A 25,292-nucleotide genomic window follows, 5' to 3' on the forward strand; every position below is an offset into this window, starting at 1 on the left:
AAGAACGATAGCACGCTAATGGAATTTTTGTTTCATTAGGGGTTGGCTTGGTGCGTCAGGCCGGCCCGAGCAGGGCTGTCGCCATCTCCTGTACGGAACGGGTGAAGCGGCGAGGGTCGCCGGGCGTCGTCAGATGCCGGATCAGGTCGCCGTCGAAGACCGCCAGCAAGGCGTGGGCCAGGAAGCCGGCGTCAAGGTCGGGGCGTTCGGCGGCGAACAGGGTGGTGAGGTGGCCGTGCCACAACCGGTAGCTGGGGTCGTCGTACTTGTCCTCCGCGCACGCCTGCTCGTGCGCCGCCAGTAGGACGGTGTTGCCCTCGGCGATCGCGCCGAGCCCGTCGAGGAAGGCGTGCAGGCGGTCGCGGGCGGGCGCGCCGGGGCCGAGGGGCGGCGGGCCGCTCGCGATCGCCTCCCGCAGTTCGCGCGAACGTTCTTCGAGCAGCGCCTGCAGGAGACCTGCCCGGCTTCCGAAACGCCGGAACACCGTCCCCTTGCCCACCCCCGCCAGCGCGGCGACCCGATCGAGCGACACATGGTCCCCGCCGCCCTCGGCCAGCAGTTGCTCGGTGGCGCGCAGAACGGCCTGCCGGTTACGCGCCGCATCGGCCCGTTCAACCCGTTCCACGCGCTCGTTCTGTGCGGCGCGCTTGGCCGGTGCGGCTCGTCCGGCTCCTGGCGTGCGTTCGGTCGGCGTGACGCGCTCCGGACCGGCGGCGGCTCTCGCTGCGTTCTTGATGCCGTCGGAGCGGCGTCCGGCCATGAAACCCTCGCAAGACGGTTGCGGACTGTCGGTCCGATTATGCTACCGTCCAGCCAAGCGGACTGACAGTCCGCATCCCTCCCCATAGAAGGACGACCACACATGCACGCCCTCCTCGTCACCCCCGACGCCCCCGGCTCCCTCCGCCTCGGCCCGGCCCCCGACCCCACCCCCCAGCCCCACCAGCTCCTCCTCGCCGTCCACCACATCTCCCTCAACCGCGGCGAGGTCGCCTTCGCGGGCCGCCGCCCCGCCGGAACCGTCCACGGCTACGACGCCGCCGGAGTCGTCGTCCGCGCCGCCGCCGACGGAAGCGGGCCCAAGGCGGGCGCCAGGGTGGCCGCGTTCGGGGCCGGGGCCTGGGCAGAGCGCATGGCCGTGGACACCACCGCGGTCGCCGAAGTACCCGACGCGGTGGACCTCGCCGACGCCGCCGCGCTTCCGATGGCCGGCGTCACCGCGCTGCGCACGCTGCGTACCCGGGACATCCTGGGAAGGCGGGTGCTGATCACCGGCGCCGCGGGCGGCGTCGGACGGTACGCGGTGCAACTCGCCGCGCTGGGCGGTGCTCACGTGATCGCGTCCGTGGGATCCGCGGCGCGCGGTGAGGGGCTGGCCGAGCTGGGGGCCCATGAGGTGGTGGTCGGGTTGGAGGGCATCGAACGGCCGGTCGACCTGATCCTGGACAACGTGGGCGGGCCCCAGCTCGTCGCCGCCTGGCAGCTTCTCGCGGCTGGTGGGAGCGTGCAGAACATCGGGTGGGCGTCGGACGAACCGGCGGTGTTCGAGCCGTACTCGCTGTTCTTCGTCGGGGCGGCCAAGACGATGAGCACGTTCGGTGACGTGCATGAGGTGGGGCCGGATCTGGGGACGTTGCTCGGGTTCGCGGCGGCGGGGCGGCTGTCGTCGGAGATCGGCTGGCGCGGATCCTGGGACCGGATCGCCGAGGCCGCGGAGGCGTTGCTGGAGCGGCGCGTCGCGGGCAAGGCCGTCCTGGACGTGGCCTCGCCCGCCTGACACCCGCCCGCCGCCCGGCACCCGCGTCTGACGCCCGCCCGCCGCCCGGCACCCGCCCGTCTGACGCCTGCCCACCATCTGGCACCCCCGCCCGCCGCCCGGCATGCGCTCGCCTGCCCCACCTGCCTGCCCCCACCTGCCTGCTCCGTCTGCCTGCGGATACGTTTGCCAACGGCCTGCGGCAACAGGGGGCTCCGAGCGGGCCTGGTCGGCGGCGCGACTGTGCGAGTGCGGGCGCATCCGGCGGTGCCGTTCGGCGTTACGACCCAGGGCATGGGGGCGGCCAGGCGAGCCCGCTCGGCGCAGCGGCCCTACGACACGGGCGCGTCCGAGCGGGCCCGGTCAAGGTCCGCAGTCCGGTACAGACGCTCGGGAATGCTGGCCAACCGCGACGAATGCACCTGCCCCCCAAGCCCATAAAGCTTCTGAAAGCTCATGATCAACGGCCGCCAAGCATCGGGATCAACATGATCGTCAGTCCCGGCGAGCCGGATCTCCTCATGCGCCCACACCCGCACCACCCGAACCTCGAAGGCGAGCGTGCCCCCATCGGCCACCGGGTGCACCGCCTCCACCACGCACTCCATGGCGACCGGGCACTCGGCCACCCGCGGCGGCGTCACCACCTCGGAAGGCACGGCCGTCAGCCCCGCGTGGCCGAACTTGTCGGTCACATGGCGGTACCCGCGCTCGTACTTGCGTTCCGGCACCGGGTCGGAGCCCGTGGTGAGCGCAAGGCGGTCCACTGCCGCCGCGAGGGCGTCGGAGGGGAGGTTGAGGACGCATTCGCGGGTTCTGCGCAGGTTCGCGGCCGTCTTCGATCTGGCTCCGAGGCCCAGCATGCCGCGCCAGCCCAGCCAGAACGCCGACGACATGGGGGCCAGGTTGGGGGTGCCGTCCTCGTTGGACGACGAGATGAGCACGACCGGGGTGCCGAAGTAGAGGATGTTCGGCTCGATGCGGACGTGTTCGTGCACCACAGTGTTGTCGTTCATGGGTGACAACTCTCGTGCCTGGCCCCGCCGCGCGCTGGCGGAGTTCGGACCTCCCGTTCGCGTCGGCGCCCTCCCGCGAGCGGTGGTGCCTCGTGAAGGTGGCGGTTCCGCGAGGGGCGGCCCTCATGAGGAGTGGCCTCCCATGAGAGGAGCCTCCCGTGAGGGGTCCCCCGTGCGGGGTGACGCCCTGTGGGGGGTGACGCCCTGTGGGGGCGGCCTGCCATGGGGGGTGGCCCCCGTGAGGGGTGGTGTTCCGTGAGAGGTGGTGTCCCCCATGAGAGGTGGTCCCGTGAGGGGTGGTCAGTTGGCGCGGGCGGCCATTATGGCGAAGGCGTCCACCCACAGGCGTTGCTTGTCCTCCGACTGCCCGACCAGGTAGGTGGCGCGTAACTTCGGCGGCAGGTACGGCAGCAACCGCGCCACCACCTCAAGGTGCTCGCGCAACTGCGACACCTCCGCGTTGGCGAAGATCTGGTGAACGGTGTCGGAGTCGGCGGTGCCCTCGTCGTGCCGCCCGGCCGCCGCGAGGCGGGCCTCCCAGGCGTCCGCCTCGGCGGCCAGGTCGCGGATGCCGACCGCACGGCGGCCCGACAGCCGGTGGCGCAGGCCAGCGAGGGGGATGGGCGCGTACTCGCCCTCACCCAGGTAGATCAGGCCCGTCTCCAGTGGCTCGCCCACCTGGTGGAGTTTGATCAGGCGTTCCAGGGTGCGTTTGGTGACCCATTCGCGGCCTTCGTCGTCGATGTCGTTCTTCCACCACTCCAGGACCACTTCCGCGGTCTGGCCGTAGGTGTCGATCAGCCACTGGTTGGCCGGGATGTCGTCGGGGCGCACCTCGTAGCTGACCGTGAAGCGGCTGGCCTGCGCCACGTTGTTGGAGCTGACGAGGAGCTTGCGGCCCAGGTGGTAGGGCGGGTTCTGCAGGGCGACCTGGGCGCGCAGGCCCGGGATGGGCCGCCCCGCCAGCGTCCACTCCTGGGTGACCTCCATCAGCTTGGCGAACGTCGACTTGTCCTTCGGCCGGTTGTACTCATCCCAGACCAGCACCTTGGGGTCGGGGCTCAGCAGCGAGCGCGTCATGAGCACGTCCAGCGTGCCGTCAGGGGACGGGATGGGCACGCACAGGTCCTCGACGTTGGTGACGGGCAGCGAGAAGTAGACCGGCGGGCGCCCGATCTCCTCGGCCACGACCTGCTTGGTGATCTCCGTCTTGCCGCAGCCCGGCGGCCCCTGCAGCAGCACCGCCCACCGGTTGCGGACCGCCGCCCGCAGGATGCGCCGCACCGGGTCGGCGATCCGGCCGGGGTTGGCCGCGCCCGCCGCCGCCGCGATCCGGTCGAGGATCTCGTCCGTACGGTCGGCGCCGGGCGACCCGTCGGCCCCCGGCTCGGCGAGGGCGACGCGGGAGCCGTTCAGCAGCGGCAGCCCCCACCGCAGCGGAAAGCCCTCACGGGCGCAGGCGAGCACGTGCTCCAGCGTGCGCGGCGACAGCAGATGCCGCAGGTACGGCCCCAGCCCCGCCCAGACCCTGAACACCTCCGTGAGATCCCGGTCCGGATGCCGGGACGCCAAGTGCCGCCGCCAGGCGGTGTCGTTGGCGGTGATGCGCAGCGTCACCATGCGATCGAGCACGGCCAGGTCGGTACGGCGCGCGCTCGTCTCGGCCACCGACTCGTTGTCCGTCAGGAACACCCCCACGCACCCCAGCGCGCGCAGGTCGTGCTCGCCCAGCGTCCAGTTGCACGCCACCTGCATGAGCTGCGACTGAATCGTGTCGCCCGCCTGCAGCGAGTCGTCGATCAGCAGCACGAACGGCCGGCCCGGCCGAAGCTGGCGCATGATGAGCTGCTGCAGGGCCAGCTCGCCCCGCTCGCCCCGGACGGGCGCGTTGACCAGCAGGTCGTCGGGCGTCAGGTTGGCGGCGGGAACCAGCACCACCTCGGTGCCCGGATGGGCGCGCGGGATGTACGAGAGGAACGTCGAGGTCTTGCCGATGCCGTGCTCGCCGAAGACCTGCCCGGTCTGCCCCATCGCCAGCATCGCGTCGATGAACCGCTCCAGCCGCGAGCGATCACCCACCTCCGGCGGGTCGGGGTAGGTGGCGTTCGGCTTCCACTCGGCCACGGTCGTGGTGGTCACGCGGGGACGTCTCCGTTCTCGAAGTCGAAAGGGGGGTCAGCGCTCGCCGGTCGTGACCCGGTGGCAGGCCATCGGCGGGTTGTGCGTCTCGGGCCAGGTGCTGCCGCCGTCGGTGATCAGCCAGATCCACCGGCCGGGGTCGGACGGCGTGACCGCCGGCGCATAACCGTCGGTCACCATGATCACCGCGTCGGGCCGGTGCTCGAACGCCCGCCCCGCCACCTGCAGCCGGCCCTCGGCGTAGTCGACGACGTTCTGGAAGTTGGTGCCGCCGCCGCCCAGCACCCGCTCGCCCGCCACGAACGGCATCACCTCGCCGTCGAAGCTCAGCCAGTGCGTCTCCACGCCGTCGGTCCGCCCGACGAGCGTGGTCAGCCACTCCACCACCGCGTCGGGCATCGAACCCGAGGTGTCGAACGCCACCAGCACCACCTTGACCCGCTCGGGCCCGCGCCGCGACAACATCGGCTCGTGCCCCAGCGACAGCAGCACCGCGCCCAGCTTCTTCGGATAGACCAGGCGCTCGCCCTCGCGCAGCTTGGAGGCCAGCGTGTCGGCCAGCCACCGCTTCCACCACTCGACCCGCCGGGTGCGCGGCGTCTCACCCCGCAGCGCCGCCAGGCCCAGGTCACCCCACAGGCGCTCCAGCCGTTCGCCGCCGCCCTCGGTGCGCCCGGCCAGCTCCAGCAGCTCGGCGCGGGCCTGCTCGTTGCCGCCCAGCGCCTGCCGCATCACCTCGGCCAGCACGTCCTTGGTGACCCCCGCCAGCGTCTCCGTGTCCACCGGGACGCCCTCGCCCAGATGCACGCAGACCGGCTCCGGCACGGGCGGGTCGGCCATGCGCTTGAGCTCGCCGTAGATCGACAGGTCGGTGCGGACGAACGCGTCGTACGGCAGCGGCTGCAGACCCTGCCCGCGCAGATCCTCGGTGTAGGCGCGGTGCACCTCGCGCGGATCGACGCCCGTGCTGCCGCCCTCCGGGGTGCGCGGCAGCTTCTGCCTGCCCAGCCGGGCCAGCACCACGTGGTTGATGCTCACCTCGGTGGCCAGCGTGAACACCGGGTCGGCGCGCAGCGTCTCGTCCACGTAAAGGTGGCGCTGGATGAGGTGGCGCGCCTCGTGGTACAGCACGAACTTGACGCCCTGGACGCCGAGGCCGTCGAAGAAGACCGGGTTGTACAGGAGCAGGCACGTGCCGTCGCCCGAGGCCACGACCGCCGCCGTGGGCACGGCCGTCGTCGGGATCTGGTGGTGGCACTTGGCGTACAGCCACGAGGCGACCACGCTGTCCTTGATGCCGAAGTCGAGCAGCGCGGCCTCCTTCCACCGCCGCGCCCGTTCGATCACCTCCGGGTCGGCGGGGGTGTGGGCGGCCAGGGCGCGCCGGTCGGTGAGGTCGATGACGCGCCCGCGGGTGGTCGCAGTGGCCACGTGTCCCCCCTTCGTGTGTTCCGTTGTAGCGGCACGTTATCGATCGCCACCGACAAACCCGGGCCAGTGCGGAGTGGGGCGACGACACGAAATTCCCACCCCGGCCCGCGCCTCCCAGCCCGCCGCGGCCTGGGCTGCTCAGCCCGCCGCCAAGCCCGCCGTACGCAGCAGCTCGGCCACCGTCCCCGTGAAGTCCGGCACCATGGACACGGCCAGCAGCCAGGCGTCCGCGCTGCCCCTGAGCGTGCCGTCCATGAGCAGGGCCAGCGCCGCGCGCCCCTGCTCGTCCTCGCCGATCTGGTGGAGCACGGCCCTCGCTGGACGCGCGTGCTCCAGGGCCTCCGCCCACGTGACGCGGCCCCGCCGTATCGCCTGGGGCAGCCACTCGCGTCCCATGGAGTCAAGGTGGTCGGCGTCGGACTCGGCGAGCACCTCCGCGGCCGGGACACCCGCCATCAACTGCCGGTACGGCTTGCCCTCCCAGCTCAGCAGCACCGTACGGGCCTCGCGCCGGAACTCGTCGGGGCAGTCGGGCAGGCGGGGCAGCAGCCCGACGAGATCGCTGTGGAACGGCTCGCGGCGGTGCTCCGCCAGCAGCTCGGCCCAGTGCCATCGATGGGTCTCCTTCACCATCGCGGCCCGATCCTTGCGCCCGCGCCACATCGCGATCTGTCCCCGCGCGCTCAGCCCCTCGGCCACCCGCGCCTGCAGCTCGGCCAGCGCGGCGGCGCGGTCGGGCAGGGCCAGCAGGTCCCGGATCTCGTCGCGCGATCCGTCGTAGGTCGAGTACGTGACCGGGGAGCGGGAGAGCATCGCCGTGACCTGGGCGGGGCCCCAGGTGCGCCAGACGTGGAGGAAGAGTTCGAGCTGCGGCACGCGGCCGATCACGAACACCTCCTTGAGGGCGCGCAGGAACAGGTCGGGGGAGGGGCAGGCATAGAGGTCGCCGAGCTGCCAGCCCTGCGCGTGGTCGGGCAGGTTGACGAGACGGTCGAGCTGGGCGAGGAGGGGTTCGGCGGCGGTGGACATGATGCGGGCGCGCTGGTCGCCGGTGGTGGCGTGGTGCCAGAACAGGGTGGTGAGCACCTCGGGGTCCGGAACGTCCAGGAGCCGTTCGATCGCGTCCACCGGCAGGCCCGGTCGTGCGGCCAGGATGCGCGCCGGGAGCGCCGGGTCTGCGGCGGGTGCTCGGCCGGATGACGCGGTGGCCGCGTGGGCCGGCCAGGAGTGCCGCCAGGCGCAGAAGCGGTACAGGTCGTGGGTGGTCCGGGCGTCGAGGTGGGGGAGCAGGGCGGCGTGGGCGGTGTCGGGGGCGACGTCCAGCAGCGTCACGAACGCGGCTCGCGCGCCCGAGAGGGAGGAGGGAGAGGACGTGAGGGGGTGGTCGGCGGCGTCCGGCCACTGGGTTTCCGGAGCGTGGCGAGTAACGGCGGGGGCTCCGGCGAGGAGCTCGGGCACGGTGGCGGCTTCGGCGAGCGGCTCAGGAACGGTGCCGGCTTCGGCCGGTAGCGCAGGAAGTGCGGCGGCTTCGGCCGGCGGCGCAGGAAGAGCGGCGGCTTCGGCGAGCAGCTCGGGCACGGTGCCAGCGAAGCCGCCCAGCAGGGCGCGCGCCGACCGCCAGGCCCGGACGTCATCCCCGAGCCGCTCCTCCACCAGCCCCGCCAGCACCTTGGCGAACGCCTCCCACTCCGCCCGCGCCGCCCCCGGCTCCCCGGGCCGCGCCCGCATCGCCTCCAGGACCGCGACGGCCGGGGCGCCGTCCACGGCCAGGGCGGCGCCGCCGATGCCCCGGCCCAGGCCGCGCTGGATCAGCGTCCGCACCGCCTTGGCGCGGCTGCGCTTGGGGCATGGCGCCGCGAGCAGGTCCATGTCCAGGTGGGCGGCGTGCTCGGCGACCGCCGCCGGATGCCGCGTGTAGAGGAGGTCGCGCAGGTCGTCAGGGCAGCCGGGGTGGGCGGCCACCGACGCGGCGGCGTCCTTCGGGAACATGGTGTCGCGTGCGGCGGCGGTCAGGGCCGGCCAGTCCAGGGGCTCTCTGGTCGCCAGGGAGATGTGGTGGCTGGGCTGGCCCGGCTGGATCGGGGCGTGCAGCTCCGCGATGAGGCCTTCGGTGCCCATGGCCCGCTCGGCAGCCGCTCGCAGCCGGTCCCCGCCGTCGAACGGGTGCAGCACCTCGGCGACCCCGGGCAGCAGCCGGTCGGTGGCGACGTCGGCCAGGCGCTCCCCGTGCTCGTGCAGGACGAGCAGAGCGTAGAGCTGGTCGGCGGCGGACACCCAGCCCTTGTGCCCGAGCAGCTTCCACGCCTGACGAACCGCCTCACCCGGCCCGGCCGCGGCCAGCACCTTGCGGCGCAGCCGGTAACTCCAGCCCGTGCCCCCAGGGACATGCGCCTCATCAGCGACCCGGGGGTGCCCGGTCTCCGCCAGCCGCTCCCGTACCTCGGCCCGGCTCACCATGACCGGCCGCACCAGCAGCGGCCCCACCAGCGGCCGGATGTCGCCCGCCAGGGCGAGCCCCGCGATCCGGTCCAGCAGGGCCGGGTCCGCGTGCACGTGTTCGTTGCGCAGGACGGCGTCGAGGAAGTCCGGCTCGCGCTGCCCGATCGCGCACTCCAGCAGCCCGTCAGGGAGGGCGCTGCCGTGCAGGAGCTGGCCCGTCAGCAGCTCGCCCGCCCCGGACAGCGGCCGGGACCAGTCGTCGATGGCGGCGGCCTCGATCAGCGGCCGGACTTCCTTCCAGCGGTAGATGCTCGCCATGGCGGGGGCTCACTCCGTTCCGTGGGCGAGGACGACGCCGTGGGCGAGGACAGCTTCGTGGGGGAGGACGGCTCCGTGGGGGAGGACGACGCCGGTGGCCGTGGCGGCGGTGCGCAGCAGTTCGGCGACCGAGCCGGTGAAGTCGGGCAGCATGCGCAGCGCCAGCACCCACGCCTCGGGGGCGGGGTCGAGGCAGGCGCGGACGAGGGAGGTGAGCGGGTCGCGCAGCCGTTCGCCGCCCCAGACCATCAGCACCCTGCGGGCGGGCCGCGCGCACTCCAGCACCTCGTCCCAGGTGAGTTGCCCCGCCTTGGTCGCCTGGTGCACCCAGGTCACGACGTCACTGTTGATCGGGCCGCCGCGCAGCAGCTCCTGCGGTGTCGTCCCGGCCGCCAGGGCGTCGAGAACCTTCCGCGGAGCCTGGTCGTAGCCGTGCAGCGCGGCCTGGGCTCGCAGCTCCTCGGGGCATTCGGGGATCCTGGCGAGGCCGTTCAGCGCCACGCCAGGCAGCGGGTCGCGGGCGTGTTCGGCGAGCAGGTCCGCCCAGTGCCACAGCTGCGCCTCCTTGAACAGCTCGTTGCCGGAGTGCTCCTGCTCGCGCAGCGCGGCGATCTGCCACTGGGCGGTCTCGCCCTCGGCGACCCTGGCACGCAGCCTGGCCAGGGCGGCGTCGCGGTCGCGTGCGGCCAGCAGCTTGGTGAGGTAGGCGCGGACCTCGCGGCGGATGACCTTGCGGGTGTGGGCGACGGCCTGCGGCTCGTCGTCCAGCAGGTTGGTCACCTGGTCGGCGCCGTGCCGCTCCCACAGGTTGAGCATCATGCGCAACTGCGGGACGATGCCGCGGACCCGGACGTGGCGCAGGATGTGCCGCTGCAGCTCCAGGTCGGCGCAGTCCACCGCGTCGCGCCCGCGCCACCCCGCCGCACGCCGCGACAGCTCCTCGACCATGTCAGGGTCCAGGGGGAGCGGGCCGGGGGCGTTGAAGGGGCGTCCGGACAGCAGGCGCTCGCGTTGCGGGGCGGTGGCGCCGGTCCGCACGAACAGGCGGGCGTTGACGGCGGGGTCGTCGAGGCGCATCAGCACGTCGATGGCGGCGGTGGGGAGGGAGCCGCGGTTCGTCAGTACCCGCAGGTGGCGGGGGTCGGGTGAGGAGAGTGCGAGGTCGATCCACTCGGGACGCCACCGGCCGTGGCCGAACAGGTCGCAGACGGTGCGGTCGTCGAGGTGGGGGAGGAGGGCATCGTGGGCGGGGGCGGCGTCCAGGAGGGTGAGGAAGGCCGAGCGGGCGCCGGTGACCGTGGTGGAGCGCTCCGCCTCCGGCATCGCGCTCCCACCGGGCCACCCACCGGCCTGTCCTGCGCCACCTGACGCGCCCTGCTTCCCAGCGGACGCGGCCAGGAGTTCGGTGACCGTCCCGGCGAACCGGGGCAGCCGGGCCCGCACCGCCCGCCACGCCTCCACGTCCTCGCCCAGCCGCTCACCCACCAGGGCCGCCAGCGCACCGGCCAGCCCCTCCCAGCCAGGCCCGCCGCCTTCGGACGGCTGCCGAACCGCCTCCAGCACCGCCGCCGCAGGCCGCGCCGCCTCCAGCACCGCCATCGCAGGCAGCACCGGGGCCGACGCATCACCGGACCCTTCGTCCAGCACCCGCCGCGCCACCACCCCCACCGCCTTGGCGGCGCGCGCCCCACCCGGCATCACGGCGAACATCCCTGCGTCCACCCGCGCCGCCCGCTCCGCCACCGTCACCCCGTGCACGCGATAAAGCTCATCCCGCACCCAGTCAGGACAGTCGGCCCGCGCGACGAGCGCCCCGGCGGCGACCTCGTCGAACATTCCCGAAGAGGCGGCCACGAGCCCCCAGTCCACCTCGTCACGCAGCCCCAGAAGCTCCTCGCGCTCCGCCGACCCGCCGTCGAGCAGCTCCTCGACCAGCCCATCGGTGCCCTCGGCGACCTCCGTCGCCTTCCGCAGCGCCCCGGCGTCACCGGCGGCGAGAACGTCCCGCACCACCTCGGCGACGACCGGACGTAACCACGAAGCCCCGTCCAGCAGCCGCAGCGCCACAGGCCCGCCGTCGTGATCGTGCACGGTCAGCAACCCGCGCAACTGCTCGGCCCGGGTCAGCCCACCGCCCACGGAGACCAGCACGCCACGAGCCACCCCGGCCACCGGACAGCCCACGGCGGCCCGCAGCCGCCCCGGGTCGGACGTGGCCAGCAGCGCCGTCGCCACCCCTTCAGGCCCCACCCACCCCGCACCCCCGGCGCAGTCCAGGACGCGCCGCCGGGCCCGCAGCGGCCACGCGGCCTGCCGGGCGTGTTCCAGCCCCAGGATCACCCGCGCGACCGGGGCGCAGCCGGTGGCGGCGAGCCGGTCGCGCAGGTCAGGCCTGTCGGACAGGAGCCGCTGGTTGGTGGCCAGGAGGCCGAGCTGGGCGGGCTCGCCCGAGGCCAGCACCGCTTCGACGAGGGCGCCGGGCAGCGGGGCGCCGGCGAGCGCGGGGCGCAGGACGTCCGCGGCCGAGGCGAGGGGGTGGGTCCAGTCGGGCAGGGCGGAGACGCGCAGCGGGAGGAACAGCCGCTCGCTCTCCTGCGGCCCGAGCCGGTACGGCCAGGTGTCGATGACGGGCTCCGTTGAAGGCCAGGGGGACGAAGCCGGGAAGCGTACTTGATCCCCGCCCGCCCGTCAAAGATCGTCAGCCCGGCGTCCCCGCGCCGAGCCTGGGCCGCCGGAGCAGGCCGACCAGCAGCGGTGCCACCTGGTCGAGCGGGACCACGTGGTCGACGGTCTCGTCCTGCACGATGCAGGCCGCGGGCATGTCGAAGTGGTTGCTGGTCGCGGCGTCGGTGGCGACGACGGTGCCGCCGAAGCGGTGCACGGCGGCGGCGCCCGTCGCGCTGTCGTTGCCCTTGCCCGACAGGACGACCGCGATGGCGTCGGGGCCCGCCGCGAGGGCGAGGCTCACGAGCAGCAGGTCGGCGGACGGGCGGGACGGCGGGAACGGTCCCGACGGGATGAGCGCCAGCCGCCGGTCGCCGGACACCAGCAGGTGCCGGCCCGGCGGCGCGACCGCCACCCGGCCGGGGGTGAGCGGCTGCCCGTCGTAGGCCGCCGCCACCGGCAGGCCGGTCCGGCGGCTGAGGATCTCCGGCAGGAGGCTCTTGTGGTCGGGCGCCATGTGCTGCAGCACGATCACGGCGGCCTCCAGCGCGGACGGCAGGCCCGACAGGACCGTGCCGGTCGCGATGAGCCCGCCGGCCGAGGAGACGAGGGCGACGACGGGGCACGCCGCGCGGCCCGTCGAGGCGGGCCCTGGCCTGTCGGTTGCGGAGACCATGACGGTGCCCCTTCCCCAGGAAACGCGACATCGCAGGTCATGCCGCCAAAATCCCTCGATTTCCCACTCTACGCCGGTAGGCGGGAAGGGCTCCACCACGGGCGGCGGGCGGCTGTGGAGGCATCGGAACGCTCCCTTGACAGATGCTGACTTTCCGATCAAATTAGGCAAGGCTTACCTAACTAAAGCATTCGGGGAGGACTTGCCGCAATGGACGGGATCGAGGGCAGCATCGCCTTGGTGACCGGGGCGGCCCGGGGGATCGGGGCGGCCGTGTGCACCGCGCTGGCCGAGGCCGGCGCCAAGGTCGCCGCCGCCGACCTGCGCCCTGGCGCGGGCGGCGACGTGCTGCCGTACCGCATGGACGTGCGCGACCCAGCAGACGTCGAGAACGTCGTGGACGCCGTCGAGCGGGACCTCGGCCCCATCGGCATCCTGGTCAACATCGCCGGCGTGCTGTTGCCCGGCGCGGTGGACGAGACCGGCGACGACCACTGGCGCCAGAGCTTCGCCGTCAACGCCGACGGCGTCTTCCACGTCTCCCGCGCCGTCGCCCGCCGCATGGCCCCGCGCGGGAGGGGCGCCATCGTCACCGTCGGCTCGAACGCCGCGTCCGTGCCCCGCGTCGGCATGGCCGCCTACGCCGCGTCCAAGGCGGCGGCGCGCATGTTCACCCGCTGCCTCGGCCTGGAGGTGGCCGGGCACGGCATCAGGTGCAACGTCGTCTCGCCCGGCTCGACCGACACGGCCATGCTGCGCGCGCTGTGGAGCGGAGAGGACCCGGACGAGGCGCTGTCGGCCACGCTCGCCGGCGACCCCGGCGCCTTCCGCGTCGGCATCCCGCTCGGCCGGGTGGCCGACCCGGCCGACATCGCCGACGCGGTGGTGTTCCTGTGCTCGGAACGCGCCAGGCACATCACCATGCACGACCTCCTCGTGGACGGCGGCGCGACCCTTCGCGCCTGACGAGATGGGAACTTCATGCATCTGCTGACAACCGCGGCGGATCCGCTTTCTGGCTATGACCGCGCGGAGTCGGTGCTGTTCGCCTCGCCCAGGGGCACGCTGCTCACCCACGGGGTGCGCGGCGTGGCCACGGGCGAGCTGGCCGATCTGGCCGGACGGGTGGACGGGCCGGTCGCCGGAGCCGTCGCGTTCGACGGGACGGCACACCTGATCAGGCCCGGGTCCGAGACCTGGTCGCCGCCCATCCAGCCGGGCGGCTCGCCGCTGCGCAGCGCCGGCTGGTGGAGCAGGCGGGTGCCCGCCCCCGCCGAGTACGCCGACGCGGTCCGGCAGGCCCTGACCGAGCTGGCCACGGGACGGCTGGCCAAGGTGGTGCTGGCCAGAACCGTGGAGCTGCGTTCCGACTCGCCGGTCAACCTGGCGGGCCTGCTGCGCCCGCTGCTCGGCCACGGCTACTCCTTCGCCGCCCCGCTGCCCGGCGGGCGCACCCTCACCGGCGCCAGCCCGGAGCTGCTGGTGTCCAGGCGGGGGCGCGAGGTGGTCAGCAACCCGCTCGCCGGATCGGCCGCCCGCGCCGCCGACCGCGCCGAGGACCGCCGCAGGGCCGCCGCCCTGTCCGCCTCGGCCAAGGACCTGCACGAGCACCGCCTCGTCGTCGAGGCCGTCGCCGACGCGCTGGCGCCGTACTGCAAAAACCTGCACGTGCCGGTCATCCCCGAGCTGACCTCCACCGAGACGATGTGGCACCTGTCCAGCCGCGTCACGGGCACGCTGCGCGACCCCGGCACCTGCGCGCTGACGCTCGCCGCCGCGCTGCACCCCACGCCCGCCGTCTGCGGCACGCCCGAGCCCGACGCCAGAGAGGTGATCGGCCGGCTGGAGCCGTTCGACCGCGGCTTCTACGCGGGGCTGGTCGGCTGGACCGACGCCACCGGCGACGGCGAGTGGGCGGTGGCGATCCGCTGCGCCGAGGTGGCCGAGCACACGGTGCGGCTGTACGCGGGCGCCGGGATCGTCGAGGGCTCCGACCCCGACGCGGAGCTGGCCGAGACCTCCGCCAAGTTCCGCACGATGCTGCGCGCGCTGGGAGTGTCGGATGCACTGGTCTGAACAGGAGGCCGCCCGCTACCGCGCCAAGGGCTACTGGCGCGGCGAGACGTTCGGCGGCATGCTGCGCGAACTGGCCAGGACGTACGCCGCCCGCCCCGCGCTCATCTCACCCGACGCCCGCTGGACGTTCGAAGACCTCGACGAGCGCGCCGACCGCCTGGCCGCCGGCCTGCACGCCGACGGCGTCAGGGCGGGCGACAGGGTCGTGGTGCAACTGCCGAACGTGCCCGAGTTCCACCAGGTGTGCTTCGCGCTGTTCCGGCTCGGCGCCTGGCCGGTGTTCGCGCTGCCCGCGCACCGCTCCGCGGAGATCTCCTACTTCTGCGAGTTCACCGAGGCCGCCGCCTACGTCTGCCCGGACGACGCCCACCGCTCGTACGCGCCGGGCACGCCCGCGTACGTGCTGGGCGACCTGCCCGACGCCGAGCCGACGGATCTCCCAGGCCCCGGCCCCGGCGACGTCGCGTTCCTGCAGTTGTCCGGCGGCAGCACCGGCCTGCCCAAGCTCATCCCGCGCACCCACGACGACTACCTCTACAGCTTCCGCGCCAGCGCCGGGATCTGCGCGCTGCGGCCGGACAGCGTGTACCTGTGCGCCCTGCCCGCCGCGCACAACTTCCCGATGAGCTCGCCCGGCGTGTTCGGCGCGCTGAGCGCCGGAGCCGCGTCCGTGCTGGCCCCCGACCCCAGCCCAGGCACCTGCTTCCCGCTCATCGAACGCGAGCGCGTCACCATCGCCGCACTCGTCCCGCCGCTCGCCCTCGTCTGGCTGGACGCCGCCGCGAACACCCGCCACGACCTGTCCAGCCTGGAGGTGCTCCAGGTCGGCGGCGCCAAGTTCGGCAGCGAGGCCGCCAAACGGGTGGGGCCAGAGCTGGGCTGCCGGCTGCAGCAGGTGTTCGGCATGGCCGAAGGGCTGGTCAACTACACGCGGCTGGACGACGACGAGGAGCTCGTCGTCACCACGCAGGGCCGCCCCATCTCGCCCGACGACGAGATCCGCATCCTCGGCGACGACGGCCGCGAGAGCGACGAGGGCCACCTGCTGACGCGCGGCCCGTACACGATCAAGGGCTACTGGCGCGCCGACGAGCACAACAGGACCGCCTTCACCGAGGACGGCTTCTACCGCACCGGCGACCTCGTCCGCCGCACCCCCACCGGCCACCTGGTCGTCGAGGGCCGCGCCAAGGACCAGATCAACCGCGGCGGCGAGAAGATCGCCGGCGAGGAGGTCGAGAACCATTTGCTGGCCCACCCCGCCGTGCACGACGCGGCCGTCGTCGCCGTGCCCGACCCCTACCTGGGCGAACGCGCCTGCGCCTACCTCATCTGCCGCGGCGAGCGGCCCGCCAGGGCCGAGCTGCGCGCCTTCCTGCGCGAACGCGGCATCGCCGCCTTCAAGATCCCTGACCGGTACGAGTTCGTCGACGCCTTCCCGCAGACCGCGGTCGGCAAGGTCAGCAAGCGCCACCTCCGCGAAAGGACATGACATGCCGATCCCCCAGATCAAGCCGTACCCGATGCCGCTGGAGACCCCGGCCAACCGGGTCGAGTGGAGCCCCGACCCCCGCCGCGCCGTCCTGCTCGTGCACGACATGCAGAACTACTTCCTGCGCGCCTTCACCCCCGGCCGCTCGCCGCTGGTCGAGCTGATGGCCAACGTGCTCGCCCTGCGCGAGCGCTGCGCCGGCCTCGGCATTCCGATCGTCTACTCCGCCCAGCCCGGCGCGCAGAGCGCCGAGCAGCGCGGCCTGCTCCTCGACTTCTGGGGCGACGGCATCGGCGCCGACCCGCAGGAGGCCAGGATCGCCGACGAGGTGGCGCCAGGCGAGGACGACGTGCTGCTCACCAAGTGGCGCTACAGCGCCTACCAGCGCACCGGGCTGGCCGAGCTGATGGCGGAACAGGGCCGCGACCAGCTCGTCATCTGCGGCGTCTACGCCCACATCGGCGTGCTGATGACCGCCGCCGAGGCGTTCATGCGGGACGTGCAGGCGTTCGTGGTGGCCGACGCCATCGCCGACTTCTCCCGCGAGCACCACGACATGGCCCTCGCCTACGCCGCCGACCGGTGCGCCGTCACCACCACGACCACCCGCCTCAGCCGGGCGCTCACCCAGGCGGTGGCCGGTGTCTGACACCGCCGTGCGGCTGCGGGCCGAGATCGCCGAGCTGCTGTACGTCGAGCCGGAGGAGATCGGCCTCGACGAGGACCTGGTGGACGCGGGGCTCGACTCCATCCGCGTCATGACGCTCATCGAGCGGTGGCAGCGGGACGGGCGCACGATCGGCTTCCCCGAACTGGTGGAGCAGCCGACGATCGCGGCGTGGGCGAAGCTGCTGGAGGGGCGGTCGCCCGCGTGACCCAGCAGAGCATGCCGCTGTCCGGAGCCCAGGCCGGAATCTGGTTCGCCCAGCGCCTGGACCCCGGCAACCCCGTCTACAACGCGGCCGACCGGATCGACATCCACGGCCCGCTACGGGCGGACACCTTCGAACGGGCCCTGGAGCGCTGCCTGGCAGAAGCCGAGCCGCTACGGCTGCGCTTCACCGACGAGCCCGCCCAGTACCTGCCCGAGTACGACTCCCTGCGCGGCTGCCTCACCGTCCTCGACCTGCGCGGCGAACCCGACCCCGGCACCGCCGCCCGCGCGTGGATGGCCGCCGACCTGCGCACCCCCGTGGACGTCGTGACCGGCCGCCTGTCCCACCACGCGCTGCTGCGGCTGGCCGACGAGCACCACGTCTGGTACCTGCGGGCCCACCACATCCTCATCGACGCCTACGCCCTGTCGATGCTCGTCTCCCGCACCGCCGACATCTACACCGCCCTCGCCGACGGGCTGACGCCGGGCGCGGGCCCGTTCGGGTCGATGGCGCCGGTGCTCGCCGAGGAGGAGGCCTACCGGGCCTCCGGACGGTACGCGCGGGACCGGGCGTACTGGCTGGACCGGCTCGGCGGCGCCCCGGAACCGGCCGGGCTCGCGGGCACGCCCGCCATGACGGCCCGCGAGATCGTCCGGCGCCGCGAACCCCTCCCGCCCACCGGGCACTGGGAGCAGCTCGCCCGCGAAACCCGCGCCACCTGGGCCGACGTGGCCGCCGCCGGGCTCGCCGGCTACCTGGGCCGCCTCACCGGCGCCACGGACGTCCTTATCGGGCTGCCGCTGATGAACCGCAGCGGGGCCGCGCTGCGCGTGCCCTGCCTGACCGTCAACGTGCTGCCCGTGCGGCTCGACGTGCGGCCCCGGCGGACGGTGGCCTCGCTCGTCGGCGAGGCCGCGCGGCGGATGGCCGAGGCGCGGCGGCACGGCAGGTACCGGATCGAGGACCTGCGGCGGGACCTGGGGCTCGGAGGCACCTCCCGGGCGTTGTTCGGGCCGTTGCTGAACATCAAGCCGTTCCCGTCCGAGGTGAAGTTCGGCGGGGCGCGAGGGGTGGTGACCAACCTCGGCGCCGGGCCGGTCGATGATCTGGCCGTGGCGTTGCTGCTGGACGGGGATCGGCTGACGCTCGAACTCGACGGCAACGCCGCCCTTTACACGCAGGACGCGCTGGCCGGGCACGCCCGCCGTCTGGCCGCCTTCCTGTCCGCGCTGGGCGCCTGCCCGCCGGACACGCCCATCGGGCGGCTGCCGTTGCTGACCGAGGAGGATCGGGCCGCGCTGGGATTGAGCCGTGACGCGTCCGCGACACTGGAGGCGCCTGCGGCTCGGCCGCCCGCCGACGATGTGCCCGGCGCACGGGCCGCGGCCGGAGGCTTCGCGACCGTCGTGGAGGCGTTCCTGGCGCAGGTGCGGGCCACCCCCGGCGAGACCGCGCTGAGGTGCGGCGACGAGGCGCTGACCTTCGCCGGGCTGGCCGAACGCGTGGACCGGCTGGCCGCGACCCTGATTGCCGCCGGCGCGGGGCCCGAGCAGGTCGTCGCCGTCGCCCTGCCCCGCTCGGCCGACCTGGTGGTGGCGCTGCTCGCGGTGCTGCGCAGCGGCGCGGCCTTCCTGCCCCTCGACCCGTCCTACCCGCCCGGCCGCCGCGAGGCGATGCTGGCCGACGCGGCCCCGTCGATCGTCCTCACCCCCGACCAGCTCACCCCCGACCACCTCACCTCCGATGACGCGCCCCTGACCGGCGCGCGACTTCCCCACCCCGACCACCCCGCCTACGTCATCCACACCTCCGGCTCCACCGGCCGTCCCAAGGGCGTGGCAGGCACCCACCGCGGCCTGGCAGCGCTCCTGCGCAGCCACCGCGACCGCCTGTTCCCCACAGGCCGGCGACTGCGCGTGGCCCACACCGCGTCGTTCTCGTTCGACGCCTCCCTCGACCCGCTCCTGTGGATGATCGGCGGCCACGAGCTGCACCTGCTCCCCGACGACGTCTACCGCGACCCCGAGGCCCTCACCGCGTACGTCCGCGACCACGCCATCGACTACCTCGACCTCACCCCCTCCCACCTCAAGGAACTCCCCGCCCTGCTGGCCGACCCGCCCGGGATCGTCGTGGTGGGCGGCGAGACCGTCCCGGAACCCCTGTGGCGAGCCCTCGCCGAGCGGTCCGGGACCACGGCCGTCAACCACTACGGCCCCACCGAGTCCGCCGTGGACGCCTACACCTGGCTCGGCGACGGCACGCAGGGCCCCACGACGGGCACCCGGGTGCACGTGCTCGACGACGCCCTCCACCCGGTGCCGCCCGGCGGGGTGGGCGAGCTGTACCTGGCGGGGGACGGGCTGGCGCGCGGCTACCTCGGCCGCCCCGGCCTGACCGCCGAGCGGTTCGTCGCCGCGCCGGGCGGGACGCGCATGTACCGGACGGGGGATCGCGCCCGCTGGGCCGCGCCCGGCCGGCTGGAGCTGCTGGGCAGGGCCGACGACCAGGTGAAGGTACGCGGCGTGCGGATCGAGCCCGCCGAGATCGAGGCCGTGCTGGAAGCTCACGAAGCCGTGTCGGCCGCCGCCGTCGCGGTGCACGGCGACCGCCTGATCGCCTATGTGGTGCCCCGAGGGAACATGGACGACCTGGCCGCGTTCGCCGCCGTACGCCTGCCCTCCGGCATGACTCCCGCCGCGTACGTCCCCCTGAACACGCTTCCCCGCACCCCGAACGGCAAGCTCGACCGCGCCGCCCTCCCCGCCCCTGCAACCTCGCCCGCCACCGGCAGACAAGCGCACAACGAGGCGGAAGAAGCCATGTGCGCGCTGTTCGCCGAGGTGCTCGAGCTGCCCCAGGCGGGCCCCGACGACGGCTTCTTCGACCTGGGCGGCCACTCCCTGCTGGCCGCCCGCCTGACCGTCAGGGTGCGGGAGACGTTCGGCAGGACGCTCCCCATCGCGGACGTGTTCGCCACCCCCACCCCCGCCGAGCTGGTCACCAGGCTGGGCACGACCACGGTGCCCCGCCCGCCCCTGACCAGGCGCGCCAGGCCGGACACCATCCCGCTGTCGTCCGCGCAGGCCAGGCTCTGGTTCCTGTACCGGATCGAGGGCCCGAACCCGACGTACAACATCCCGCTCGCCGTGCGCCTGACCGGCCGGGTGGACCGCGCGGCGCTGCGGCAGGCGCTCGACGACGTCGTGGCCAGGCACGAGATCCTGCGCACGGTCTTCCCCGAGCGGGACGGCGTGCCGTACCAGGAGATCCGCGACCGGGTGAGCGTGCCGCTGCCCGTCTGGCAGCCCGACGACCACGGCCAGGCCATGCGGACGATCGCGCGCCGCGGCTTCGACCTGGTCGCCGAGCCGCCGTTCCGCGCCCACCTGCTGCGGCTCGGCCCGGACGAGCACGTGCTGATGCTGGTCCTGCACCACATCGCGGGCGACGGCTGGTCGGCGGGGCCGCTGGTGAGGGACCTGCTGGCGGCCTACGAGGCACGCAGGAGCGGCGTCGCGCCCGCGTTCGAGCCGCTGCCCGTCCAGTACGCCGACTACACGCTCTGGCAGCGCGAGCTGACGAGGCTCTGCGCGGGCACCGGCCTGCCGTTCTGGCGCGAGACCCTGGCGAACCTGCCCGACCGGCTCGCGCTGCCGTTCGACCGGCCCAGGCCCGCCGTGCCGAGCGGCGCGGGCGGCACCGTGCCCGTCACGCTGCCGCCGGAGCTGATGGAGGCGGCGCGGAAGCTGGCCGGGCAGGCGCGGGCCAGCGTGTTCATGGTGCTGCACGCCGCGCTGGCCGCGCTGCTGACCAGGCTCGGCGCGGGCACCGACCTGCCGATCGGCACCCCCGTCGCGGGCCGGGACGACAGCGCCCTGGACGGCGCCGTCGGCTTCTTCGTCAACACGCTCGTGCTGCGCACCGACACCTCCGGCGACCCGGCGTTCGCCGAGCTGCTGGAGCGGGTCAAGGCCGCCGACCTGGCCGCGTTCGAGCACGGCGGGCTGCCGTTCGACCGGCTCGTGGAGGCGCTCAACCCGGTCAGGGCCCGCAACCGGCACCCGCTGTTCCAGGTCATGCTGGTCTACCAGGACGCCCAGGACCCCGACGGGGTGCGCCCCGTGCACACGGGCACCGCCAAGTTCGACCTCACGCTGAGCCTCGGCCCGTCCGGCACCGGCTTCCTCGAATACAGCGAGGACCTGTTCGACCGCGGCACCGCCCGCGCCATCGCCCGCAGGCTGACCCGCCTGCTGGAGCAGGCGCTGGCCGACCCGTCCCGGCCGATCGGCCGCCTCGACCTGCTCGACGCGGCCGAGCGCCGCACGCTCGTCGAGGAGTGGAACGGCGACCTGGTCAGCGAGCCGGGCCCGACGCTGCCCGATCTGTTCGAGGCGCAGGCCCGCCGCACCCCTGACGCTGTCGCGGTCGGCGCCCTCACCTATGCCGGGCTGAACGCGCGGGCCAACCGGCTGGCGCACAAGCTCATCGCGTACGGGGCGCGCCCCGGCGCGATCGTCGCCCTGTCGCTGCCCCGCACGCCCGACCTGGTGACCGCGCTGCTGGCGGTGCTCAAGGCGGGCGCCGCCTACCTGCCGCTGGACCCGTCGTACCCGGCCGACCGCATCGACCTCATGGTCGCGGACGCGGGCCCGGTGTGCGTGGTGGACGAGAGCTGGCTGGACGGCCTGGACGACTGGCTCGACCACGACCCCGTACGGGACCTGCGGCCCGGCGATGCCGCGTACGTCATCTACACCTCCGGCTCCACCGGCCGCCCCAAGGGCGTGCTGGTCACCCACCACAACGTGGTGCGGCTGCTGTCGGCCACCGACCACTGGTTCGGGTTCGGGCCAGGCGACGTGTGGACGCTGTTCCACTCCTACGCCTTCGACTTCTCGGTGTGGGAGCTATGGGGCGCGCTGCTGTACGGCGGCCGGCTGGTCGTGGTCCCGTACGAGGTGAGCCGCTCTCCGGGCGACTTCCTCGACCTGCTGGAACGCGAGCGCGTCACCGTGCTCAACCAGACCCCGTCGGCCTTCTACCAGCTCGCCGCCGCTGACGACGGCCGGGACCTGGCCCTGCGCTACGTCGTCTTCGGCGGCGAGGCCCTGGAGCCCGCCAAGCTGGAGGGATGGCGCGCCCGCAGGCCCGAGGCGCCGCACCTGGTCAACATGTACGGCATCACCGAGACGACCGTGCACGTCACCCACCACGTGCTGACGCCGGACCGGCGGCACGGCAGCCCCATCGGCACCGGCATCCCCGACCTGCGCATCTACGTCCTCGACGACGCCCTGCAGCCGGTCCCCGCCGGGGTCGCGGGCGAGCTGTACGTGGCGGGCGACGGCCTGGCCCGCGGCTACCTCGGCCGCCCGGGGCTGACCGCGGAGCGGTTCGTCGCCGACCCGTTCGGCCGTCCCGGCTCGCGCATGTACCGCTCGGGCGACCTGGCCCGGCGGCTGCCGGACGGCACGCTCGACTACCTGGGCCGCGCCGACCAGCAGGTGAAGGTGCGCGGCTTCCGCATCGAGCCGGGCGAGATCGAGGCGGCGCTGCTCGGCCACCCGAACGTCACCCACGCAGCGGTGATCGTCCGCGAGGACCGGCCGGGCGACAAGCGCCTGACCGGCTACGTCGTGACCTCGGGCGACGCCGGCGACCTGCGGGCCCACGCCAGCCGCACCCTGCCCGGCCACATGGTGCCGTCCGCCGTCGTCGAGGTGCCGTCGCTGCCGCTCACCGTCAACGGCAAGCTCGACCGGGCCGCCCTGCCCGCCCCCCGAGCGGCGGCCGGGACGGGGCGGCTGCCGGACGGGCCGCGCGAGGAGACCATGTGCGCGCTGTTCGCCGAGGTGCTCGGCGTGCCCCGGGCAGGCGTGGACGACGGCTTCTTCGACCTCGGCGGGCACTCGCTGCTCGCGGTGCGGCTGGTCGCCAGGGTCAAGGAGGTGTTCGGGGCCGAGGTGCCGATCGGCGCGCTGTTCGAGGCGCCGACCGCCGCCGGGCTGGCCGCCCTGGTCGAGGGCGGCGCCCGCCGGGACCCGCTCAAGGTGCTGCTGCCGCTGCGCGAGGCCGGGTCGAAGGCGCCGCTGTTCTGCGTGCACCCCGCCGGAGGGCTGGCCTGGTGTTACGGCGGGCTCATCCGGCACGTGCCCGACCGGCCGATCTACGGCCTCCAGGCGCGCCGCGACCGGCTGCCCTCCTCGCTGCGCAAGCTGGCGGCCGACTACGTGGCCCAGCTCAGGCTGGTCCGGCCGGACGGCCCCTACCACCTGCTCGGCTGGTCGACCGGCGGCATCATCGCCCAGGAGATGGCCGTGCAGCTCCGCCTGGCCGGGCAGCAGGTGGCGCTGCTGGCCGTGCTGGACGCGTACCCGGCGGAAGGCATGCGCGACCTGCCCCCGTCCGACGAGGCGGAGGCGCTGGAGGCGCTGCTCACCATGGGCGGCTTCGCGCCCGACGCCGCGCTCACCCTGGACCGCGTGGTGGAGATCCTGCGCCGCGAGGCCAGCCCGCTGGCCGGGCTCCCCGTCGCGACGCTCACCGAGCTGAAGGACCTCTACCTCAACACCAACCATCTGGTACGCGGCCTCGACACCCGCGCCTACGACGGCGACGTGCTGTTCTTCCGCGCCACCGTCGACACCGTGGACGACACCCTCACCGCGGACGCCTGGCGCCCGCACGTGACCGGCGCGATCGAGGCGCACGACGTGGCCTGCAGCCACAAGGACATGACCCAGCCGGGACCGATCGCCGAGATCGGCGCGATCGTCGCGGCCCGACTCCAGGAGCTCGACCCGTGAACCCCTTCGACGACCAGGAGTTCGGCACGTGAACCCCTTCGACGACCGGGAGCTCGGCACGTGAACCCGTTCGACGCCCCGGACGGCGAGTTCCTCGTCGTGGCCGACGACGAGGAGCGGCACTCCGTCTGGCCCGGCTCCGCCGCCGTGCCCGAGGGCTGGTCGGTGCGGTTCGGGCCGGACTCGCGCGCCGCCTGCCTGGCCTACGTCGCCGCCTCCTGGACGGACCCGCGCCCGCGCAGCCGGCGCCGATGAGGCCGGTCATCCTCGCCGTGTACGTCACGGCGATGTGCATGAACGGCCTGGACGCCACGATCGTCAACCCGGCGCTGTTCGCCATCGCCGCCGACCTCGGCGTGCCCCCGCAGGCGGCCGGCGTCGTGGAGTCGGCGTTCCTGGCCAGCCTCGCGGTGTCCATGCCGGTCGCCGGCTGGCTGTGCGACCGGTACGGCGCGCCACGCGTGTTCCTGGCCGCGCTGGCGGTGTTCACGGCGGCGTCGGGACTGTGCGCCCTGGCCTGGGACGTCGGCTCGCTGGTGGCGTTCCGGGTGGTGCAGGGCGCGGGCGGCGGGGTGCTGACGCCCGCCGGGATGGCCATGCTGTTCGCCGCGTACCCGCCCGGGGAACGCCTGCGCCTGTCGCGTTACATCGTCGTGCCGACGGCGCTGGCGCCCGCCCTCGGGCCGGTGCTCGGCGGGCTGCTGGCCGACGCGCTGTCGTGGCGGTGGGCGTTCCTGGTGAACCTGCCGTTCGGCGCGGCGGCGCTGCTCGCCGGAGCGTGGGCGCTGCGGCGCGCCCCCGCGCCGCGCACGGCCGGGCCGCTGGACGTGCGCGGCCTGGTGCTCGCCGGCGCGGGGTTCGGCCTGCTCATGTACGGGCTGAACGAGGCCACCACCCTGTCGCCCGCCACCCTGTCGCTCGCCGCGCTGCCTGCCGGGGCAGTCCTGCTGGTGCTGCTGGCCCGCTCGGCCCGCGTCACCCGCTTCCCGCTGCTGGACCTGGGCCTGCTGGCCGATCGCGGGTTCCTGCGCGGCGCCGTCACCGCGTCGCTGGCGGCGGCCGGGCTGCTCGGCATGCTGTTCGCGTTCCCGCTCGGCTACCAGGAGCTGGGCGCGTCGGCCGCGGACGCCGGGCTCGTCGTCTTCCCCGAGGCACTGGGGCTCATGGTCGCCGGGTTCGTCGTGGACCGGGCCTGCGACCGGTGGGGCGAGCGGCCGGTGATCATCGGCGGGCTGCTCGGCGGGGCGGCGCTGTTCGCGGTGCTCGCGCTGGCCGAGCCAGGCCCGTGGGGGCTGCGGGCCGTCATGTTCGGCGTCGGGCTGGTGCTCGGCCAGGCGGTGACGGCGGTGCAGGTGTCGTCGTTCGCCGCCGTGGAGCCCGAGGTGATGGGGCGGGCGATGACGCTCTTCCAGTCGCTGCGCATGATCGGCGGCGGGCTCGGGGTGGGGGTGTGCGCGGTGGTGGTGTCCGCCGCCGGGTACCGGGCCGCGCTGCTGGCCGCCGCCGCGTTCCTGCTGGCGGCGTCCGGCGCGGCGGTTCTGTCGCGGGCACGGGTGCCGCGACCATGATCGACCCCGGGTGGCGGGCGCCCATGT

16 protein-coding genes are annotated in these 25,292 nt (G+C 74.1%); 9 read left to right on the plus strand and 7 right to left on the minus strand.

The features are described 5' to 3' along the window. Positions 1-55: 55 nt before the first annotated feature. Positions 56-625 carry a TetR/AcrR family transcriptional regulator gene (locus ABD331_RS45635; protein ID WP_344489973.1) on the minus strand — a complete coding sequence of 190 codons (570 nt, stop codon included), beginning with the start codon at positions 623-625 and terminating at the stop codon, positions 56-58. A 237-nt stretch (positions 626-862) separates the two neighbouring features. Here ABD331_RS45635 and ABD331_RS45640 point away from each other — a divergent pair, with 237 nt between their 5' ends. Then, positions 863-1,777: a zinc-binding dehydrogenase gene (locus ABD331_RS45640; protein ID WP_344489976.1), complete on the plus strand. Its 915-nt coding sequence runs from the start codon at positions 863-865 to the stop codon at positions 1,775-1,777. Positions 1,778-2,088: 311 nt separating this feature from the next. Here ABD331_RS45640 and ABD331_RS45645 read toward each other — a convergent pair whose 3' ends face one another. From ABD331_RS45645 to ABD331_RS45670, 6 genes are all read right to left on the minus strand, one after another. After that, positions 2,089-2,772, minus strand: coding sequence for a flavin reductase family protein (locus ABD331_RS45645; protein WP_344489979.1), 684 nt, complete (start codon positions 2,770-2,772; stop codon positions 2,089-2,091). 300 nt (positions 2,773-3,072) lie between these two features. Beyond that, positions 3,073-4,911: an AAA family ATPase gene (locus ABD331_RS45650; protein ID WP_344489982.1), complete on the minus strand. Its 1,839-nt coding sequence runs from the start codon at positions 4,909-4,911 to the stop codon at positions 3,073-3,075. 36 nt (positions 4,912-4,947) lie between these two features. Next, a complete protein-coding gene (locus ABD331_RS45655) occupies positions 4,948-6,342 on the minus strand; it encodes a DUF2201 family putative metallopeptidase (protein ID WP_344489984.1) in 1,395 nt (464 codons plus the stop codon). Positions 6,343-6,480: 138 nt separating this feature from the next. Beyond that, entirely contained in the window at positions 6,481-9,099 is a 2,619-nt protein-coding gene (locus ABD331_RS45660; RefSeq protein ID WP_344489987.1) for a hypothetical protein, read from the minus strand. Between the two features lie 9 nt (positions 9,100-9,108). Then, positions 9,109-11,559, minus strand: coding sequence for a hypothetical protein (locus ABD331_RS45665; protein ID WP_344489990.1), 2,451 nt, complete (start codon positions 11,557-11,559; stop codon positions 9,109-9,111). 238 nt (positions 11,560-11,797) lie between these two features. After that, on the minus strand, positions 11,798-12,439 hold the full coding sequence (locus ABD331_RS45670; protein WP_344489993.1) for a chemotaxis protein CheB: 642 nt from the start codon (positions 12,437-12,439) through the stop codon (positions 11,798-11,800). Between the two features lie 210 nt (positions 12,440-12,649). Here ABD331_RS45670 and dhbA point away from each other — a divergent pair, with 210 nt between their 5' ends. The 8 genes from dhbA to ABD331_RS45710 are packed head-to-tail and all read left to right on the plus strand — an operon-like array spanning position 12,650 to position 25,265. Further along, positions 12,650-13,405, plus strand: coding sequence for a 2,3-dihydro-2,3-dihydroxybenzoate dehydrogenase (dhbA, locus tag ABD331_RS45675; RefSeq protein ID WP_344489996.1), 756 nt, complete (start codon positions 12,650-12,652; stop codon positions 13,403-13,405). Between the two features lie 15 nt (positions 13,406-13,420). Then, a complete protein-coding gene (locus ABD331_RS45680; protein ID WP_344489999.1) occupies positions 13,421-14,515 on the plus strand; it encodes an isochorismate synthase in 1,095 nt (364 codons plus the stop codon). Beyond that, a complete protein-coding gene (locus ABD331_RS45685; RefSeq protein WP_344490002.1) occupies positions 14,502-16,007 on the plus strand; it encodes a (2,3-dihydroxybenzoyl)adenylate synthase in 1,506 nt (501 codons plus the stop codon). Before ABD331_RS45680 ends, ABD331_RS45685 begins: the two co-directional genes overlap by 14 nt. Before the next feature lies 1 nt (position 16,008). Then, positions 16,009-16,656, plus strand: coding sequence for an isochorismatase family protein (locus ABD331_RS45690; RefSeq protein WP_344490005.1), 648 nt, complete (start codon positions 16,009-16,011; stop codon positions 16,654-16,656). Next, entirely contained in the window at positions 16,649-16,882 is a 234-nt protein-coding gene (locus ABD331_RS45695; protein ID WP_344490008.1) for a phosphopantetheine-binding protein, read from the plus strand. Before ABD331_RS45690 ends, ABD331_RS45695 begins: the two co-directional genes overlap by 8 nt. Continuing rightward, on the plus strand, positions 16,846-23,697 hold the full coding sequence (locus tag ABD331_RS45700; protein WP_344490011.1) for an amino acid adenylation domain-containing protein: 6,852 nt from the start codon (positions 16,846-16,848) through the stop codon (positions 23,695-23,697). The genes ABD331_RS45695 and ABD331_RS45700 overlap by 37 nt, the downstream gene beginning before the upstream one ends. Before the next feature lie 60 nt (positions 23,698-23,757). Beyond that, positions 23,758-23,952: an MbtH family protein gene (locus ABD331_RS45705; protein ID WP_344490014.1), complete on the plus strand. Its 195-nt coding sequence runs from the start codon at positions 23,758-23,760 to the stop codon at positions 23,950-23,952. After that, positions 23,949-25,265, plus strand: a complete 1,317-nt coding sequence (locus tag ABD331_RS45710) for an MFS transporter (RefSeq protein ID WP_344490017.1) — start codon at positions 23,949-23,951, stop codon at positions 25,263-25,265. The genes ABD331_RS45705 and ABD331_RS45710 overlap by 4 nt, the downstream gene beginning before the upstream one ends. The last annotated feature ends 27 nt before the right edge of the window (positions 25,266-25,292 follow it).

This window comes from Nonomuraea monospora (assembly GCF_039531895.1).
GTDB lineage: Bacteria > Actinomycetota > Actinomycetes > Streptosporangiales > Streptosporangiaceae > Nonomuraea > Nonomuraea monospora.